Origin of the sequence: Immundisolibacter cernigliae (assembly GCF_001697225.1) — a bacterium.
GTDB classification, from domain to species: Bacteria; Pseudomonadota; Gammaproteobacteria; order Immundisolibacterales; family Immundisolibacteraceae; genus Immundisolibacter; species Immundisolibacter cernigliae.
Genome location: NZ_CP014671.1, coordinates 1,644,381 through 1,662,209, shown reverse-complemented (window position 1 = coordinate 1,662,209; position 17,829 = coordinate 1,644,381). Strand labels below are relative to the sequence as shown.

Genomic DNA, 17,829 nt, shown 5'->3' with positions numbered 1-17,829 from the left:
CCCGGCACAGCCGGGCTCCTACAGCCGCTGCTTTTGGCGAACGTGCGTACCGACGCGGGCACCGTTCATTCACCCTGCGCCTCTCGCAGGCGTTGCAGGGCCCGGCGCGCGTGTTTGTCCGGCCGTCCCTTGCCGGCATATCCGGCCGGACCGGTCAGCGCGCGCTGCGCGCGAAGTGCCTGGCGCGTCGCGAGGCTTTCGGCAGTTTCTTCGTACAAGGCGGGCACGTCCTTCGCCGGCACTCGCTGCGCGGCCATGCCACGGACGAGCACCGTCATTGGCTCGCCGCCCCGTATCAGGCTGACTTCGTCCCCCGTTCGCAGCAGCCGCGCCGGCTTGGCCGACTGACCGTTCACGCGCACCTTGCCGCCGTTGACGGACTCGGTGGCCAGGGTGCGGGTGCGATACAGGCGGCTCACCCACAGCCATTTGTCCAGTCGCAGGCCGGACTCGATACCGGTGTCCTGATTCACGCTGACAGGCCTCCCGGATACCCGTCCGACGGGGGCATGAAAAAGCCGCCACGACAGCAAGTCGCGGCGGCTTTTTCAGCACACATCCACCACCGAAAACCCGGCGGTGACGCTCCGGGGCCAGAGCGTCAGATCGCCATTTGCTCGGCGGTCTTGCCAGCGGCAAGCGCTTCCTTGAACCACTTCGGCTTCGGCCCGCGCCCGTTCCAGGTCTGTCCGGAATTGGCCGGGTTGCGATATTTGGCGGCGGCTGCCGAACGGGTACTGCGTTTCTTGGCCTCACCGGCCACGATCTCGAAATCGATGCCGACCGACGCCGCGAGTTTGCGCATCTGGGCGACCACTTCGGCACGCTTCTCGCGCTGACGCTTCTCCAGCGTGGTCTCGGCATCGGCAATCAGCTGCTGCAGATCGGTGAGGGAGTAGTTATTGAGATTGATGGCCATCGTGGGCACGCTCCTGAGTCAGAACAACAAGAAGCGGCAACTATAGCCAACAATATCCATTGCAACAACAATCCAGCACGAGTAACGACTGAACTATCCGTCGACATCACCGCAAAGCGATTGCACCGATGTTCACACGACCAGCGGCGCGACGCGATATCGCCGCGGTTGCCTAAGCGGCCTGCATTTCATCAATCGTCTGATTGGCCCAGTCGACGGCCTCCAGATACGCTTGCGACGTCGGTTTCGGATCGAGCATGTCGAGCACGACATTCTCGAAATCGCCCCGCTCCAGTGCCAGCGCAGCAGCCAGAACCTGACCAAACGGCCCTTGCCGTTCCAACACCGCAAGCCGGGTTTCTTCGGCCAACGGCAAATCCGCCAGCAAGTCTGTCAACGGCCGGTCCATCAATGCATCAAGGCCGGAGAACAGGCCGACCGTGAATGCGGTGTCGGCATTGCCCCGTCCAGGCGGCGCCAGACTCGCACACAAGCGGGCTCGTGCCAGCACGGTGCGGGTCAATTCCGGCGGCTTGTCACTCATGCCGGTCAATGCCAGCAGGGTCGCCAGATCACGCAACCGACGCTGCCCGAGCATCACCGTCGCGTGGGCAATCGAGCTGATCTCGCGCGGCAGGTTGAAGACCGCGGAATTGGCGTAACGCAGCAATCGATAGCTCAGCGAAACACTCTGCTGGATGACGCCCTGAACGTCGGACAACTCGGACTGTGGGTTGTGCAACATGGCCAGCAGCTGCATCACACTGAGGCGATCCTCGGTCATGGTGCGCCCGGCCACCAGCTTCGGCCGGGCAAAGAAGTAGCCCTGATAGAAATCAAAACCCAGCGCCTGGCACTGGGCAAATTGTTCGTGGGTTTCCACTTTCTCGGCCACCAGGGCGACCGGAAACCGGCGCAGCGCAGTCACATGCTCGGCCAACTCCGGCTCCGGTACGGCCGCCAGGTCCACCTTCACGAAATGGGCCCGCTCCAGCAACGGCCGCGTACCCTCGTGGACCAGCAAGTCATCCACCGCGATGCCATAGCCGGCCGTCCGCAAGCGATCGAGCGTGGCCAGCAAGACGTCGTCGAAAGCCACGTCCGGCATCAACTCGAGCACCAGTTGCGCCGGATCGAACAGGCGCAGCAGGTTGTCATCCAGAATTTCCGGCGTGACGTGGATGAAGGCGCGCGCCTTACCGACCACCCGCTGCACGCCCATCTCCAGAAAGGCGTTGATCAGCACATCGGCGGACGCGCGCGCGTCGGCTTTGTCCGCATGATCCGTATCGCCACCTCGATACAGCAGTTCGTAGGCGACCGGCTTCAGGTCCTTGTTGAAAATGGGCTGACGGCCCAGATAGATAGTGCGCATGACAGGCGAACTCCCGGATGCCGGCGCCAGCGCGGTCCCTGGACGTCGCGGCCGATCTGTCCGGTTATCGGCGCGGCCCGCTTACGCTTGATAGCGTCCCGCAAGCGACGCGGTGTGCATGTTCCGGGTGACCGCTTGTCAGGTCATGCATCCCGCATGGCGGCGATGGCGGCGGCAGCCACCAGCAGCGGCGCCCCGAAGACCAGAAAATAAATCGCGAAGCGGGGCTCCAGAACCGCCAGCCAGCCGCCGGCCAGCGGTCCGAAGATCGAGCCGATCCGCCCCCACGCCTGCGCCCAGCCGACGCCCGTGGCACGCACCGCGCTGGGGTAGACCTGGGTCGCGATCGGATACAGGCCGACTTGGGCGGCCCCGGCAAACAGGCCGGTCGCAAAGCAGGCAGCGGCCACCGGTGCGAAGCGGCCATCGCCCAGGCCGATCGCCATGATCGCGATCGCTCCCAGCGCAAAGAACGCCGCCAGCATCCGTCGCGGGTTGTGGCGCGCCGACAGCCAGGCCAGCACCAGCGCGCCAAGCACTCCGCCAACGTTGAACATGACCGTCACGCGGATGGCCTGCGCCAACGGCACGCCGCCGTCGACCAGCAGCTTGGGCAGCCAGTTCATCAGGAAGAACAGCACCAGCAGGTTGATGAAAAACGCCAGCCACAGCAGCACGGTGTTGCGCACACGCCGATGCCGGAACAGCTCGCCCACATCGGCTCGGGAGCTTGCCTCCGGCAGCGTGTAACGGTCGTGCGCGCCGTAGGCGCCGGCCGGATCGAGCCGCGCCAGCAGGCCACTGAGCTGTCCACCGGCGCCGGCCCGGCGGGCCAGGTACTGCGGCGACTCCGGCAACAGCGCCAGCAGCAGGAGGCTCAGTGCCAGCGGCAGGCCGCCGCCGACGTAGAACATCACCCGCCAGCCATGGTCGACCACCAGGCTGCCGGCGATCACCCCGCCCAGCAGGCCGCCGACAAAAAAGCCGATGTACATCAATGTCACCAGCAGCGGCCGATGTTTGCCGGGCGCACATTCGGCGACCAGCGTCACGGCATTGGGCAGGGCCCCGCCCAGACCCAGGCCGGTCACCAGACGCAGCAACATCAGCTGCGTGACGCTGCCGGCGAAGGCGGTCAGCAGGGTGCCGCCACCGAACAGGGCCACGCAGGCAATCATGGTGCGGCGGCGACCGAAGCGGTCGCCCAGGGTGCCGAACAGCAAGGCCCCGGCGGTCATGCCCAGCAGCGCCGCGCTGAATACCGGCCCCAGACGATCGTTGCCGATGCCGAATTCGGCGGCGATCTGCGGCGCCGTGAAGCCGATGATCTGCGCGTCCAGCCCGTCGGTGGCCGCCACCGCGAAGGTCAGCGCCAGCACCAGCCAGTGCAACGCGCCCAGCGGCGCGTCATTGAGGCGGGCAGCGACGTCCCAGGTTCGAACCGGTTCTTTCATGCGGGGCCCCGTGTGCAAGGAATGGGGTTGAAGGGTGGGGATTCAGGCCCCGCGGATCAATCGGCGCTCGCCACCCGCGCACTGAGTGTGAACGTGGCCGCTGCCGCCAGCAGCACCACCAGCCCGAAGCCAGAAAAGTAATACTGCAGCGGCACGCCGGAGCGCAGCAGCTCACCACCCAGCAGCGGCCCGAACACCGAGCCCACCCGCCCGCAGCCCAGCGCCCAGCCGATGCCGGTGGCGCGCAGCGGCGTCGGATACGCGGCCGCAGCCAGGGCGTGCAGGGTGATCTGCGCACCGAACACGAAAAAGCCGGCCAGCGCGGCGGCCGCCAGATAGACGCCGAAACTGCCGGTGGCATAGCCCACCGCCACCAGACTGGCAGCCGCCAGCACGAAGGCGGTGCCGATCACCCGCCGCGCGTCCAGGTACTGACACCCCATCGCCAGCAGCAGCGGCCCGGCAACACCGCCCAGGTTCAGCGCCAGCGCCGCCAGCGAACCCTGGCGTGGCGAGAAGCCGGCCTGGCCGGCCAGGTACGGCACCCAGTTGGCCAGGAAGAACATCACCATCATGTTGATGAAAAAGCCCAGCCACAGACGACGCGTGTCCGGGCCCAGTTCCGCGCCCAGCAAGCGGCGCACACCGCTACCTTCGGCGGCCCGCAAATCGCGCGCCGCCACCGGCGAATCGGGCAGGTAGCGCCTCAATACCGGAATCAGCAGCAACGGCAGCACACCGCCTACCAGATACAGCGACCGCCAGCCAAAGCGCGGCAGCAGCGGCACCGCCAGCCCGGCGCACAGCATGCCGCCCAGCGAGAAACCGACCAGCCCGACGCTGACCAGCAACGGCCGGCGCCGCGGCGAGGCATGCTCGGAAATCAGCGCGGTGGCGTTGGGCACCGCCCCGCCCAGGCCCAGGCCGGTCAGCAGGCGCAGCCCGAGCAGGCTCCAGTAGCCGCTGGCCAGCACGGTAAGCCCGGCAAACACGCCAAACAGGCCGCAGCTGAGCATCAGCACGCGCACCCGGCCCAGGCGGTCGCCCAGCGGCGCAATCAGCACCGAGCCCCCGATCATGCCCAGGATGCCGGCCGCGAACAGCGGACCCAGACGATGCGCCGGCAGGCCCCAGTCGGCGGCGATGGCCGGCGCGGTGAGGGCGATCACCAGCATGTCGAAGCCATCCAACACGATCACCAGCAGGCATAGACCCACCACGCGGGCGGTCACGCGGCCCGTGCGCCCGAGCGCCGGCTCGGCAGCGATTGCGTCCATGTTCCCCCCTCGGATGCGGCCGATCAGGCCTGTTGCCCATTTTCGGGCCGGCCGGCCGGGCGCGTTTTATCAGGATGATTCAAAGCCCGTAACAATCCGGGCGCAACGATACCCCGGCCAGAGGCGACGGCGCTGCTTACAATGCATGGCTTGCACTGCCCAACCGCTGTCACCATGCCAAGCCCGCTGCTGCCCATTTCGCCCGCCGCCCGCGCCCGAGCCCAGGCACTGCTCGATTTCATCGACGCCAGCCCCAGCCCGTGGCATGTGGTGGATAGCGCCGCCGCGCTGCTGGAAGCCGCCGGCTACCGGCGCCTGGACGAGGCCGACACCTGGCAGGTGGCACCCGGCACGCGGCATTACGTGGTGCGCGACGGGTCCACCTTGGCAGCGTTTCGCATCGGCAGCGCCCCGCTCACCCAAGCTGGCCTGCGGCTGATCGGCGCACATACCGACTCGCCCGGCCTGCGCGTGAAGCCACTGGCCGGCCAAACCAACGGCGACTGGCTGCGGCTGGGGGTCGAGGTGTACGGCGGGCCGATCCTGGCCACCTTCGCCGACCGCGATCTGAGTCTGGCCGGCCGGGTGGCGCTGCGCGCGCCGGATGCGCCGCTTGGCGTGGCCAGCCGCCTGGTGCGCTTTGCGGCGCCGCTGCTGCGGATCCCGAATCTGGCCATCCACCTGAACCGCAAGGTCAACGAGGACGGCCTGAAGCTCGATCGCCAGAGCGCACTGCCGCCGATTCTGGGTGCCGTGCAGGACGGGCTGCCGGCGGCGGACCACCTCACCAGGCTGCTCGCCGACGCGCTGGGCGTCGATCCGGGCCAGCTGCTGGGCTTCGAGCTGAACGTGTACGACACCCAGCCGGGGGCGTTCTTTGGCCCGCAGCAGGAATTCATCGCCGACTCGCAGCTGGACAATCTGGGCTCCTGCCATGCCGCCCTGATGGCCTTGCTGGACAGCGACGCGGACAACGCAGAATCGAGCGCCGTCTGCTTCCTGTTCGATCACGAGGAAGTCGGTTCGACCAGCGCCAAGGGCGCCGACGGCAGTTTCCTGGACGACGTGCTCGAGCGCATCGGGCTGTGCTGCGGACTCGGGCGCGAGGATTACCGGCGCACATTGGCGCGCAGCATGCTGGTCAGCGCCGACATGGCGCATGCCTTTCACCCCGGCCACACCGGCGCCTACGACGACCAGCACCGCGTGCACCTGAACCACGGCCCGGTCATCAAGACCAACGCCAGCCAGCGCTATACGTCCGAGAGCCTGTCGGCCGGCGTGTTCCAGCTGGCCTGCGAGCGGGCCGGGGTGCCCTGGCAAAGCTACGTGCAGCGCAGCGACCTGGCCTGCGGCAGCACCATCGGCCCGCTGGCGGCCTCGCGACTGGGGTTGCGCAGCGTGGATGTTGGCAATCCGATGTGGGCCATGCACAGCCTGCGCGAGAGTGCCGGAGCCGCCGATCACGACGCCATGTGTCGGGCGCTGGCGGCCTTTTTCAAGGATTGATGGGCCTTCGCGGCTTATCCCCAGAATCTGTGGATAACTTTGTGGAGTACTGCCTGAACAAGCGCGCCAAGGGCGCATGTATGCGAGGCCGGATACAGATTGCCCAGCTTTTAATCAAATGTTCATATTGCATATAAAACAAAGATTTGAAGCTATTTTTGAATTCACGTCACGAGCCAAGTGCGATTTTTGCCAGCCAGCGCTAGGACTTTTCCGCTGCTGTGTGTAAACCACGAAATCAAACGCTTGCCAGCGCCGCGAAATCAGACTATGGACACCACCGAAAAGGTGCCCCTTACCCATTGGACCCGACATGAACACCCTGACCCATCTGCAACGCCTGGAAGCCGAGAGCATCCACATCCTGCGCGAGGTGGTCGCCGAGGCCGACAAGCCGGTCATGCTGTACTCCATCGGCAAGGACAGCGCGGTGATGCTGCACCTGGCCCGCAAGGCCTTTTACCCCGCGCCGCCGCCGTTTCCGCTGCTGCACGTCGACACCACCTGGAAGTTCCGGGACATGTACGCGCTGCGCGAACGCATGGCTGCCGATCTGGGCATGGAACTGCTGGTCTACCAGAACCCGGAGGCCAAGGCGCTGGGCATCAATCCGTTCGATCACGGCTCGCAGATCCACACCGACATGTGGAAGACGCAGGGCCTGAAGCAGGCGCTGGACCTGTACGGCTTCGATGCGGCCTTCGGGGGCGCCCGCCGCGACGAGGAGAAATCCCGCGCCAAGGAGCGCATCTTCTCGTTTCGCACCGCCCAGCATCAGTGGGACCCGAAAAACCAGCGTCCGGAGCTGTGGCACCTCTACAACGGGCGCAAGACCAAGGGCGAGTCGATCCGCGTGTTCCCGATCAGCAACTGGACCGAACTGGACGTGTGGCAGTACATCCACCTGGAAAACATCCCGATCGTGCCGCTGTACCTCGCCGCCGAGCGGCCGGTGGTGGACCGCGACGGCACGCTGATCATGGTCGATGACGAGCGCATGCCGCTGCGTCCCGGCGAGACGCCGATGCTGAAAAAGGTGCGCTTTCGCACGCTCGGCTGCTATCCGCTGTCCGGCGCCGTGGAATCGGAAGCCGACACGCTGACCGCCATCATTCAGGAGATGCTGCTGACGCGTACCTCCGAGCGCCAGGGCCGCATGATCGACCACGACACCGCCGCCTCCATGGAAAAGAAAAAGCAGGAGGGCTACTTCTGATGGCACACGTGTCGGACCTGATCGCCAGCGACATCGAGGAGTACCTCACCCAGCACGAGCGCAAGAGCCTGCTGCGCTTCATCACCTGCGGCAGCGTCGACGACGGCAAGAGCACGCTGATCGGCCGCCTGCTGTACGAATCGAAGATGCTGTTCGAGGACCAGCTGGCCGCCGCCGAGGCGGATTCCAAGAAATGGGGCACGCAGGGCGGCGACATCGACTTCGCGTTGCTGGTGGACGGCCTGGCCGCCGAGCGCGAGCAGGGCATCACCATCGACGTCGCCTACCGCTTCTTCAGCACCGATCGGCGCAAGTTCATCGTCGCCGACACGCCGGGGCACGAGCAGTACACGCGCAACATGATCACCGGGGCTTCCACCGCCGACGTGGCGGTGATTCTCGTCGACGCCCGCAAGGGCGTGCTCACGCAAACGCGCCGCCACAGTTTTCTGGTCAGCCTGATCGGCATCCGCAAGGTGGTGCTGGCCATCAACAAGATGGACCTGGTCGATTTCTCGCAGGACGTGTTCGGGCGCATCGATGCCGACTACCGGGCGTTTGCGGCGCAGATCGGCCTGACCGACATCACCTCGATCCCGCTGTCCGGCCTCAAGGGCGACAACATCGTCGAGCCCTCGGCGCGCACCGCCTGGTATCACGGCCCGACGCTGATGGCGTTCCTTGAAAGCTGCGAGATCGACGAAACGCGCCTGCAACATGGCCCGCTGCGCCTGCCGGTGCAGTGGGTGAACCGGCCGAATCTGGATTTTCGCGGTTTCTGCGGCCTGATCGCCAGCGGCACGGTGCGCCCCGGCGATCGCGTGCGGGTGCAGCCGTCGGGACGCGAGAGCCGCGTGGCGCGCATCGTGGCCTACGGCGGCGACTGGCCGCAGGCCGTGGCCGGCCAGTCGGTCACCCTCACGCTGGAGGACGAAATCGACATCTCGCGCGGGGACATCATCTCGGCCGCCGAGGCGCCGGCCGAGGTGGCCGACCAGTTCGAGTGCACCCTGGTATGGATGGCCGACGAACCGATGCTGCCCGGCCGGCAGTACCTGCTGAAGCTCGCCACGCGCACGGTCACCGCCACCGTCACCGAGCCGAAGTACAAGGTCAACGTCAACACCCTGGAGCACCTGGCCGCCAAGACGCTGGAGCTGAACGAGATCGGCGTGTGCAACATCGCGCTCGACCGGCCGGTGGCCTTCGATGCCTATGAGGTGAACCGCGACACCGGCGGCTTCATCCTGATCGACCGCCTGACCAGCAACACGGTCGGCGCGGGCATGCTGCATTTCGCCCTGCGCCGTGCCCACAACATTCACCTGCAGCACGTCGACATCGACAAGGCCGCCCGCGCCAGCCTGATGGGCCACAAGCCGGCGGTGCTGTGGTTCACGGGTCTTTCCGGCGCCGGCAAGTCGACCATCGCCAATCTGGTCGAGAAAAAACTGTATGCGCTCGGCCATCACTCCTACCTGCTCGATGGCGACAACGTGCGCCACGGCCTGAACAAGGATCTGGGCTTCACCGACGCCGACCGGGTGGAGAACATCCGCCGCGTGGCCGAAGTGGCCAAGCTGATGGTCGACGCCGGCCTGATCGTGCTGACCGCCTTCATCTCGCCGTTTCGCTCCGAGCGGGCGCTGGCGCGCGGCCTGCTGGAGGAGGGGGAGTTCATCGAGGTGCACGTCGACACGCCGCTGGATGTCGCCGAGGGTCGCGACGTGAAGGGCCTGTACAAGAAGGCCCGCCGCGGCGAACTGAAGAACTTCACCGGCATCGACTCGCCCTACGAGGCGCCGGAAAACCCCGAACTGCGCGTCAACACGGTCGAATGCGATGCCCAGCAGGCGGCCGACCGGGTCATCGAACGCCTGCGCGAGCTCGGGCGCATCGCCTGACACTCGCCATGGAATGGGCGCACATCATCGCCGGCCTTGGTGTCGGTTTGCTGGTCGGCCTGACCGGCGTGGGCGGCGGCTCGCTGATGACGCCGATCCTGGTGCTGGCGTTCGGCTTTGCCCCGGCCGCCGCCGTGGGTACCGACCTGTGGTTCGCCGCCATCACCAAGATGGTCGGCGGCAGCCTGCACCACAGCCGCCGCAGCATCGACTGGCAGGTGCTGCGCCGCCTGTGGCTGGGCAGCTTGCCGGCCGCCCTGGCGACGCTGGCCTGGCTGCAGGCCAGTGGCATGGGCCAGACCAAAAACGGCCTGATCCTGAAGGCGCTGGGCGTCGTGCTGCTGCTGACCGCTGTCGCCATGCTGCTCAAAAAGCGCCTGCACACGCTTGGCCTGCAACTGCGTGGCACGGCCCCGGACAGGTTCAAGAGCGCCCAGCCGCCGCTGACCGTGCTGGCCGGGGCGCTGCTCGGTTTCCTGGTCACGCTGACCTCGGTCGGCGCCGGTGCCCTGGGCACGGTGATGCTGGTCTACCTGTACCCGCGGCGCCTGACGCCGGCGCGCCTGGTCGGCACCGACATCGTGCATGCCATCCCCCTGACCGTGCTGGCCGGCAGCGGCCACGCGCTGATGGGCAACGTCGACCTGGCGCTGCTGGGCTGGCTGCTGCTGGGCTCCGTGCCGGGCGTGTTGATCGGCTCCCACTACAGCACCCGCGCCCCGGAAGGCTTCGTGCGACCGGCGATCGCGCTGGTGCTGACCCTGGTCGGCCTGAAGCTGGTGACGTCCTAGAACGCGGCGGCGCGGGGCCGATTCGACCGGCGCCGACAGGCCCGATCGCCGGCACAATGCAGACCGTCGACCCCATGCGCCGCGCCGGAGTAGCCATGCCCACCATCGAACACCACACCGCGCAGCTGGCTGCCGTGCGCCTGCATTACCTGACCGCAGGTGATGGTCCGGCGCTGCTGCTGTTGCACGGCTGGCCGCAGAGCAGCCACGAATGGCGGCACCTGATACCGACGCTCGCGCAGCGCCATCGGGTCATCGCGCCGGACCTGCGGGGCCTGGGCGACTCCAGCCGCCCGGTGAGCGGCTACGACAAGATGACCGTGGCGGCCGACCTGCGCAACCTGCTGCGCGACGAGCTCGGCATCGCGCAGGCTGCGGTGGTCGGCCACGACTGGGGCGGGGCGGTGGCCTACGCATTGGCGGCGCAGGACCGCGCGCTGGTCACGCAGCTGGCGATCCTGGACATGCTGCTGCCGGGCATCGAGCTGCCGGGCCTAGGCGCGAACGCGCTGGCCAGCTACTGGCATTTTGCCTTCCACGGTGTACGTGACCTCGCCGAAATGCTGGTTGCGGGCCGCGAGCGGGCCTATATCAGCTGGTTCTTTCAGAACTTTGCCTACAACCCGCGCGCCGTGAGCGAGGCGGACGTCGACGAATATGCGCGCTGCCTCACCCAGCCCGGGGCACTGCGGGCCGGCTTCGAGTACTACCGCGCGGCCGGCCAGGATGCGGTCGACTTTGCCGCCGCAGCGCGCGAGCCGCTGAGCTGCCCGGTGCTGGCGCTGGGCGGTGAGCGCAGCATCGGTGCGGCGGTCAAGCTGTGCATGCAGCAGGTGGCGGGCGACGTGCGCGGCGGCGTGATGCCACGGTGCGGCCACTGGATTGCCGAGGAACAGCCGCAGGCGCTGCTGGAAGAACTGACCGCCTTCCTGGACACCGCCTGATGCCGGCGCTGCGCATTCACTGGCTGCAGCACGTGGCCTTCGAGGGCCTGGGCTACATCGAGCCCTGGGCGCTGCGCCACCGGCACGCCCTGTCCTGCACCCGGCTGCACGCGGGCGAGGCGCTGCCCACGCCGGACGCTTTCGACTGGCTGATCGTCATGGGCGGGCCGATGGGCGTCTACGAGGCCGATCGGCATCCGTTCATCGCCGCCGAAATCGCGCTGATCGGGGCAGCGATCGCAGCCGGCAAGCGCGTGCTCGGGATTTGCCTTGGCGCGCAACTGATGGCCGCCGCACTGGGCGCGCGCGTATACCCGTCCGGGCAGAAGGAAATCGGCTGGTTCCAGATCGAACCGGCGCCGGAAAGCACCGGCAGCCCGTTCGGCGACGCCCTGACCGGCCCGCTGACCGTGTTTCACTGGCACGGCGATACCTTCGACCTGCCGGCCGGCGCGGTACGCCTGGCGCATAGCCGCATCTGCACCCAGCAGGGTTTCGGCTACGGCGCGCGGGCGCTGGCCCTGCAATTTCATCCGGAAATGGACCCGGCCGGCGTGGCCGCGCTGGCCAATGAATTCGGCCCCCGCCTGAGGCCCGCCGCCAGCGTGCACAGCGCCGATCAGATGCTGGCCGGGCAGGCGCATTGCGCGGCGGCGCGGCGCCTGCTGGACACATGGCTTGACCGGCTCGCCGCCGGCTGAGGACGCGTGACACGACCGCGTGTTGCAGCGGGCGTCGGCCTGGTCCTGACCGGTGGCGGCGCGCGCACGGCCTATCAGGTCGGTGTGCTGCTGGCGGTCAGCGACTGGCTGGGCCGGCCCCGGCGTTCGCCGTTTGCCATCATCACCGGCACTTCGGCCGGCGCCATCAACGCCAGCGTGCTGGCGGCGCGCGCCGGCAGCTTCGGCCGCGGCCTGGAATACCTGGCCGGCGTGTGGCGGGGCCTGCAGGTCGGCGACATTTACCGCTGCGACCGACGCGCCCTGTATGGGCGCGCCGTGCATTGGCTGGTAGCGCTGCTGCGCGGCGGCCTTGGCCAGCACAACCCGCGCGCCCTGCTCGACTGCCAGCCGCTGCGGGCGCTGCTGGAACGCCACGTCAACTTCGCGCGCATCGACCTGCACCTGCGCCGCGGCCTGCTGGACGCGGTCGCGATCACCGCTTCCGGTTACGGCAGCGGACGCGGCGTCACCTTCTACCAGGCCGCCGGCCACCCGCCGCCCTGGCAGCGCGAGCGGGCGCTCAGCCGGCCGGTCGAGCTGACGCTGGACCACGTGATGGCCTCGGTGGCCATCCCGTTGCTGTTCGAGGCGGTGCGCATCGACGACGACTGGTACGGCGACGGCGCCATGCGCGACCACACGCCGCTGTCGGCCGCCATCAACCTGGGCGCGCAGCGCCTGCTGGTGATCGGCACCCGCAATTCCGATCCGGTGCCGCTGCCGCAGCCGCCGCCCTATCCACAACTTGGCAAGATCGCCGGCTACGTGCTCGATTCGCTGTTCATGGACGGACTCGGGCCGAACCTGGATCGCGTACAGCGCCTGAACGAACTGGTACGCCTGAGCAAAGCGCAACCACGGGTGAATGCAGGCCGCCGCCTGCGCCACATCGATGCCTGCGTGATCAACCCGAGCCTTGACCTGCGCACGCTCGCCGCCCGCCACACGCAAGGTTTTCCGGGGCCGGTGAGACGCCTGTTTCGCGGCATCGGCGCGTTTGGCGAACTCAGCCCCCTGCCCAGCTACCTGCTGTTCGACGGTGCGTTCTGCCGCGAGCTGATGGACCTTGGCTACGCCGATGCCCAGCGCCAGAAAAGCGAAATCATGGCCATGCTGACGCCTGGACAGGAGACAACCCTACTAGATGGAATAAAAATATGAGAAATAAATAATTTCCAGTCATATCAAGCACCCGTACCATGGGGTCACAAGGACCTACATACCGAATGCTGCCCATGGCCTCCCCCGACAAGATCGACCACGCCATCGCCATCCTGCAGGCGGCCCAGGCGCACGGCCCGGCAATCCACACCAACAGTTTCGGCCCCGAAGGCGTGGTGCTGACGCACCTGATCACCGAGCACGCGCCGGACATTGCCACCGCCAGCCTGGACACCGGACGCCTGCCGGAACAGACCTATGCCGTGGCGGATGCGCTGCGCCAGCGCTACGGACTGGTCATCGACTGGTGGTTTCCGGACGCCGAGTCACTGGGCAACTTCACCCAGGAGCACGGCGTCAACGCCTTCTACAACAGCGTCGAATTGCGCCGCGCCTGCTGCGGCATTCGCAAGGTCGAGCCGCTGGGCCGGATGCTGGTCGGCAAACTGGCCTGGATCACCGGCCGCCGCCGTCAGCAGGGACTCAAGCGCGCCACCCTGCCGGAGCGCGAGTGGGACGAACAGCGCGGAATCCTCAAATTCAACCCGCTGGCCGAGTGGACGCACGACGACGTGTGGGCGTTCATCCGCGCCAACGCCATCCCGTACAACGCCCTGCACGACCAGGGCTACCCGAGCATCGGCTGCGCGCCCTGCACCCGCGCCATCACGGTCGGGGAAGATCCCCGCGCCGGGCGCTGGTGGTGGGAACAGGACAGCACGCGCGAATGCGGCCTGCACGGCCCGGCGCGCCCCGCTGCCGAGGACGAAACCGCGGTTCAGCCGGCCGAAGCCATTCCGGATGTCGGGCTTTAGGCAAGCCCTGAAGTATTGAGCGTTTCCCGCAGCGCAGGGACGCGCTGCCATCGGAAAACTGTGGGAGCCCGGCTCCGCCGGGCGATCACCCGCCTGCCCGGGTTTTAGCGGCGGCGGATGCCCGGCAATCCAGGATGGATTGATTCAGCCCTTTCTTCGGGCACTCAGTCGTGAAACTCGCGCCCGGCGGCAACCGCCACCACCACGCCTGCGCGCACCAGAAAATCGCCGAAATGCTCACCGGACTGGCGTTCGGCCGCATAGCGTTCCAGCAGCGGCGTGAGGGCCTCAATGATGGCCTCCTCGCCGATATTCTCCCGGTACAGCTTGCCCAGACGCTGGCCGTGGAAGCCGGCGCCCAGGTACAGGTTGTACTTGCCGGGCGCCTTGCCGACCAGGCCGATTTCGGCGATGTACGGCCGCGCGCAGCCGTTGGGGCAGCCGGTCATGCGCATCGTGATCGGCGTGTCGGCCAGGCCGCAGGCGTCGACCACTTCGTCCAGGCGCGTGATCAGGTCAGGCAGGTAGCGCTCGCTCTCGGCCATGGCCAGGGCGCAGGTCGGAAACGCAACGCAGGCCATCGCATTGCGACGCAGCAGCGAGACCTCGCGCTGCAGGCCGTATTCGGCGATCAGCGCCTCGATGACCGGCCGCTGCGCGGGGCTGACGCCGGCGATGGTCACGTTCTGATTGTTGGTGAGCGCGAAAATCCCCGTGTGGATGCGGGCGATTTCGCGCAGGCCCGTGCGCAGGCGCCGCTGGCCGCGATCCGCGATGCGGCCGTTCTCGACGAACAGCGTGTAGTGCGACTGGCCGTCCTGTCCGTCCTGCCAGCCAAACGCGTCGGTGTTGTGGTCGAAGCTGAACGGCCGCGCCGGCGCCAGCGCGAAACCCAGCCGGCGTTCCAGTTCGGCCTTGAACCAGTCCACGCCGCGGTCGTCGATGGTGTACTTGAACCGCGCATGGCGGCGGTTGCTGCGGTCGCCAAAATCACGCTGTACGCACACCACCTGCTCGGCCACCGCTATGGCCTGATCGGGCGTGCAGAAACCGATCAGGTCGGCCAGACGCGGGAAGGTCGCTTTCTCGCCGTGGGTCATGCCCATGCCGCCGCCGACCAGCACGTTCCAGCCGACCAGCCGGTCGCCGTCCGCCACGGCGATGAACGACAGGTCGTGTGCATACACATCGACATCGTTGTCGGGCGGCACGGCAACGGTGATCTTGAACTTGCGCGGCAGGTACAGCGGGCCGTAGATCGGCTCGACCTCGGTGGCCGGGTCCACGGCCGGGGCGTCGAGCCAGATTTCCTGGTAGGCGTTTGTTTTTGGCAGCAGGTGCTCACTGATGGCGCGCGCCAGTGCGCCGGCCGCCGCGTGCAACGGCGAGCGGAACGGATTGGCGCTGGCCAGCACGTTGCGGTTCACGTCGCCGCAGGCGGCAATGGTGTCCAGGCCGGCCGCCCGGATGGCCTGCATGGCCGGCTTGAAGTGCGGCTTGCGGATGCCGTGGAACTGGAAGGTCTGGCGCGTGGTCAGGCGCAGCGTGCCGTTGGCGTGCTCACCGGCCACCTCGTCCAGCGCCAGCCACTGCGCCGGCGTGCACTCACCGCCGGGCATGCGCACGCGGATCATGAACTGATAGGCCGGTTCCAGCTTCTGGCGGCGGCGCTCCTCGCGCAGGTCGCGGTCGTCCTGCTGGTAGCTGCCGTGAAACTTGAGCAGCGCGTTGTCATCGGGCGCGATGGCGCCGGTCAGCGGATCGACCAGGCCGTCGGCGATGGTGCCGCGCAGCAGCCGGCTGTGGCTCTTGATGACCTCCACCTCGTTGGGCGGGGCCTTGGGGTCGGGTGCGTTCATGGCCGGTCTCAGTAAATGTCGCGCTGGTAGCGACGGCTTCGCGACAGCTCGCGCAGGTATTCCTCAGCCGCGTCGGCGTCGAGCTTGCCTTCGGCGGCCACGATGTCGCGCAGCGCCGCATGCACGTCGACCGCCATCGCCGTGGCATCGCCACACACATAGACGTGTGCGCCGTCGTGCAGCCAGGCATAGACCTCGGCAGCCCGCTCGCGCAGGCGCTGCTGCACGTAGACCTTCTGTGCCTGGTCGCGCGAGAAGGCAACGTCCAGGCGCGTCAGCAGCCCGCTCTTGTGCCAGGCCTGCCACTCGGTCTGGTACAGGAAATCGGTATGGAAATGCCGGTCGCCGAAGAACAGCCAGTTGCGCCCGCCGGCGCCGCTCGCCTCGCGCTCCTGCAGGAAGGCCCGAAACGGCGCCACGCCGGTACCCGGGCCGATCATGATCAGCGGCGTGTCGCTGCTCGCCGGCAGGCGGAAGTTGTCGTTGTGCTCGACGAACACCGGCGCCGTGTCGCCCGGCTTGACGCGATCGGCCAGCCAGGTGGAGGCCACGCCCAGCCGCTGGACGCCCAGGCTCTGGTAGCGAACCGCGGCAACGGTGATGTGCGCCTCGTCCGGGCAGGCGGCCAGGCTGGAGGCCAATGAATACAGCCGCGGCGGCAAACGGCGCAGCAGGCCGACGAACTGCTCTGCCGTCAGGCCCGACACCGGGAATTCCTGCACCACGTCGATGATCTGCCGGCCATGCAGATAGGCCCGCAGGGCGTCCTCGTTGCCCGCCGCCAGCACGCCGGCCAGCTTGCCGCTGTCCGCCAGCGCGCCGTAGGCGGCCAGGAAGGGCCGCGTCAGGGTGGTGATTTCGTAGTGGCGATCGAGCGCGTCGGCCAGCGGCAGGGTGGTGTCGCCGGCCTTGACCGGCGCCGTGGCCGGCAGCCCGAGCACCCTCAGCAGTGCCTCCACCAGCGCCGGGGCATTGCGCGGCAGCACGCCCAGCGCGTCGCCCGGCTGGTAGCTCAGGCCGGGCACGGCCAGTTCGATGTGGCGCGTTTCCTTGTCCGCGCCACGGCCGTTCAGGTTGACGTTCTCCAGCACCTCGGCCTGGTAGGGATGGCGCTTGTCGTGCTGCGATCCACCGCTGGTTGTGGCCGGTGCCGCAGCCGACGCCACCGGCGCCGCCGCGGCGCTGACCTGGCCCAGCAGGGTGTCGATCCAGGCCGCCGCGGCATCGTCGTAATCGACATCGCAGTCCACCCGCGGCGCCAGACGCTGCGCGCCGAGCTTCTCCAGCACCGCATCGAAGTCCTTGCCGGTCTGGCAGTAGAACTCGTAGCTGGAATCGCCCAGCGCCAGCACGCCGTAACGCAGATTTTCCAGGCGCGGCGCCTTGCGCCCGTGCAGGAACTCGTGCAGCTCGCGGGCGCTGTCGGGTGGCTCGCCCTCACCGTGGGTGCTGACGATCAGCGCCAGCAGTCGCTCGTCGCGCAACCGGGCCGGCTTATAGTCGGCCATGCTGGCGAGCGTCACCGGCAGGCCGCGCGCCTGTGCCAGTTCCGCCAGGCGCCGTGCCAATTTGGCGCCGTTGCCGCTTTGCGAACCGTGCAGCACGGTCAGGCTGGCCTGGGATTGCGACGGCGCGACGGTCGCCGCAGGTGCGCCGGCACCCAGTTCGGCACGGGCGGCCAGATAGCCGCTCAGCCATTGCAACTGGGCCTGACCCAGCTCCCGGACCAGGGCATCGAGGCGCGCGGCCTGATCCGGACTCAGCGGGGTGTTCAAGGTGGTTACCGGTGCGTTCATGGCGGTTCAGAAGTGCGGACAGCCCGTCATCATAGAGGGCTGCCTTATATCTTGGAAGAACCTTTTTACGAGTTGGTTATAAGCAAG

At 67.7% G+C, this 17,829-nt stretch carries 15 protein-coding genes; 8 read left to right on the top strand and 7 right to left on the bottom strand.

Going from position 1 to position 17,829, the window contains the following annotated elements:
- Window positions 1–65: 65 nt before the first annotated feature.
- From PG2T_RS07900 to PG2T_RS07880, 5 genes are all read right to left on the bottom strand, one after another.
- Window positions 66–473, bottom strand: a complete 408-nt coding sequence (locus tag PG2T_RS07900) for an RNA-binding S4 domain-containing protein (RefSeq protein WP_068804013.1) — start codon at window positions 471–473, stop codon at window positions 66–68.
- Between the two features lie 128 nt (window positions 474–601).
- Window positions 602–919 carry an H-NS histone family protein gene (locus PG2T_RS07895; RefSeq protein ID WP_068804010.1) on the bottom strand — a complete coding sequence of 106 codons (318 nt, stop codon included), beginning with the start codon at window positions 917–919 and terminating at the stop codon, window positions 602–604.
- Between the two features lie 172 nt (window positions 920–1,091).
- Entirely contained in the window at window positions 1,092–2,135 is a 1,044-nt protein-coding gene (locus PG2T_RS07890) for an EAL and HDOD domain-containing protein (protein ID WP_236953224.1), read from the bottom strand.
- A 302-nt stretch (window positions 2,136–2,437) separates the two neighbouring features.
- Window positions 2,438–3,748 carry an MFS transporter gene (locus tag PG2T_RS07885; protein WP_068804006.1) on the bottom strand — a complete coding sequence of 437 codons (1,311 nt, stop codon included), beginning with the start codon at window positions 3,746–3,748 and terminating at the stop codon, window positions 2,438–2,440.
- A gap of 56 nt (window positions 3,749–3,804) precedes the next feature.
- Window positions 3,805–5,025, bottom strand: a complete 1,221-nt coding sequence (locus PG2T_RS07880; RefSeq protein ID WP_068804004.1) for an MFS transporter — start codon at window positions 5,023–5,025, stop codon at window positions 3,805–3,807.
- A gap of 174 nt (window positions 5,026–5,199) precedes the next feature.
- Here PG2T_RS07880 and PG2T_RS07875 point away from each other — a divergent pair, with 174 nt between their 5' ends.
- The 8 genes from PG2T_RS07875 to PG2T_RS07840 all read left to right on the top strand — a co-directional run bounded on the left by PG2T_RS07875 (window position 5,200) and on the right by PG2T_RS07840 (window position 14,087).
- Window positions 5,200–6,534, top strand: coding sequence for a M18 family aminopeptidase (locus tag PG2T_RS07875; RefSeq protein ID WP_193399815.1), 1,335 nt, complete (start codon window positions 5,200–5,202; stop codon window positions 6,532–6,534).
- Window positions 6,535–6,847: 313 nt separating this feature from the next.
- The gene (cysD, locus tag PG2T_RS07870; protein ID WP_068804002.1) at window positions 6,848–7,750 is read left to right on the top strand and encodes a sulfate adenylyltransferase subunit CysD; all 903 of its coding nucleotides are present in this window, start codon (window positions 6,848–6,850) and stop codon (window positions 7,748–7,750) included.
- Window positions 7,750–9,654 (top strand): sulfate adenylyltransferase subunit CysN, encoded by a 1,905-nt coding sequence (gene cysN, locus PG2T_RS07865; RefSeq protein WP_068804000.1) that lies wholly within the window; start codon window positions 7,750–7,752, stop codon window positions 9,652–9,654. Before cysD ends, cysN begins: the two co-directional genes overlap by 1 nt.
- Before the next feature lie 8 nt (window positions 9,655–9,662).
- Complete coding sequence (locus PG2T_RS07860) at window positions 9,663–10,445, top strand: sulfite exporter TauE/SafE family protein (protein WP_068803999.1); 783 nt, start codon at window positions 9,663–9,665, stop codon at window positions 10,443–10,445.
- A 95-nt stretch (window positions 10,446–10,540) separates the two neighbouring features.
- Window positions 10,541–11,389: an alpha/beta fold hydrolase gene (locus PG2T_RS07855; RefSeq protein WP_145931044.1), complete on the top strand. Its 849-nt coding sequence runs from the start codon at window positions 10,541–10,543 to the stop codon at window positions 11,387–11,389.
- Window positions 11,389–12,090 carry a type 1 glutamine amidotransferase gene (locus tag PG2T_RS07850; protein ID WP_202816280.1) on the top strand — a complete coding sequence of 234 codons (702 nt, stop codon included), beginning with the start codon at window positions 11,389–11,391 and terminating at the stop codon, window positions 12,088–12,090. The genes PG2T_RS07855 and PG2T_RS07850 overlap by 1 nt, the downstream gene beginning before the upstream one ends.
- A 6-nt stretch (window positions 12,091–12,096) precedes the next feature.
- On the top strand, window positions 12,097–13,272 hold the full coding sequence (locus tag PG2T_RS07845) for a patatin-like phospholipase family protein (RefSeq protein ID WP_068803998.1): 1,176 nt from the start codon (window positions 12,097–12,099) through the stop codon (window positions 13,270–13,272).
- 74 nt (window positions 13,273–13,346) lie between these two features.
- Entirely contained in the window at window positions 13,347–14,087 is a 741-nt protein-coding gene (locus PG2T_RS07840; protein ID WP_083214826.1) for a phosphoadenylyl-sulfate reductase, read from the top strand.
- Window positions 14,088–14,251: 164 nt separating this feature from the next.
- Here PG2T_RS07840 and cysI read toward each other — a convergent pair whose 3' ends face one another.
- Window positions 14,252–15,946 carry an assimilatory sulfite reductase (NADPH) hemoprotein subunit gene (gene cysI / locus PG2T_RS07835; protein WP_068803994.1) on the bottom strand — a complete coding sequence of 565 codons (1,695 nt, stop codon included), beginning with the start codon at window positions 15,944–15,946 and terminating at the stop codon, window positions 14,252–14,254.
- An 8-nt stretch (window positions 15,947–15,954) separates the two neighbouring features.
- Complete coding sequence (locus tag PG2T_RS07830) at window positions 15,955–17,742, bottom strand: assimilatory sulfite reductase (NADPH) flavoprotein subunit (protein ID WP_068803992.1); 1,788 nt, start codon at window positions 17,740–17,742, stop codon at window positions 15,955–15,957.
- Window positions 17,743–17,829 lie beyond the last annotated feature (87 nt).

Excerpts from the sequence above, each read along its gene's own strand:
- PG2T_RS07895 (WP_068804010.1), bottom strand. The coding sequence starts at position 919 with ATGGCCATCAATCTCAATAACTACTCCCTCACCGATCTGCAGCAGCTG.
- PG2T_RS07885 (WP_068804006.1), bottom strand. The coding sequence starts at position 3,748 with ATGAAAGAACCGGTTCGAACCTGGGACGTCGCTGCCCGCCTCAATGAC.
- PG2T_RS07880 (WP_068804004.1), bottom strand. The coding sequence starts at position 5,025 with ATGGACGCAATCGCTGCCGAGCCGGCGCTCGGGCGCACGGGCCGCGTG.
- PG2T_RS07875 (WP_193399815.1), top strand. The coding sequence starts at position 5,200 with ATGCCAAGCCCGCTGCTGCCCATTTCGCCCGCCGCCCGCGCCCGAGCC.
- cysD (WP_068804002.1), top strand. The coding sequence starts at position 6,848 with ATGAACACCCTGACCCATCTGCAACGCCTGGAAGCCGAGAGCATCCAC.
- cysN (WP_068804000.1), top strand. The coding sequence starts at position 7,750 with ATGGCACACGTGTCGGACCTGATCGCCAGCGACATCGAGGAGTACCTC.
- PG2T_RS07860 (WP_068803999.1), top strand. The coding sequence starts at position 9,663 with ATGGAATGGGCGCACATCATCGCCGGCCTTGGTGTCGGTTTGCTGGTC.
- PG2T_RS07855 (WP_145931044.1), top strand. The coding sequence starts at position 10,541 with ATGCCCACCATCGAACACCACACCGCGCAGCTGGCTGCCGTGCGCCTG.
- PG2T_RS07850 (WP_202816280.1), top strand. The coding sequence starts at position 11,389 with ATGCCGGCGCTGCGCATTCACTGGCTGCAGCACGTGGCCTTCGAGGGC.
- PG2T_RS07840 (WP_083214826.1), top strand. The coding sequence starts at position 13,347 with ATGGCCTCCCCCGACAAGATCGACCACGCCATCGCCATCCTGCAGGCG.
- cysI (WP_068803994.1), bottom strand. The coding sequence starts at position 15,946 with ATGAACGCACCCGACCCCAAGGCCCCGCCCAACGAGGTGGAGGTCATC.
- PG2T_RS07830 (WP_068803992.1), bottom strand. The coding sequence starts at position 17,742 with ATGAACGCACCGGTAACCACCTTGAACACCCCGCTGAGTCCGGATCAG.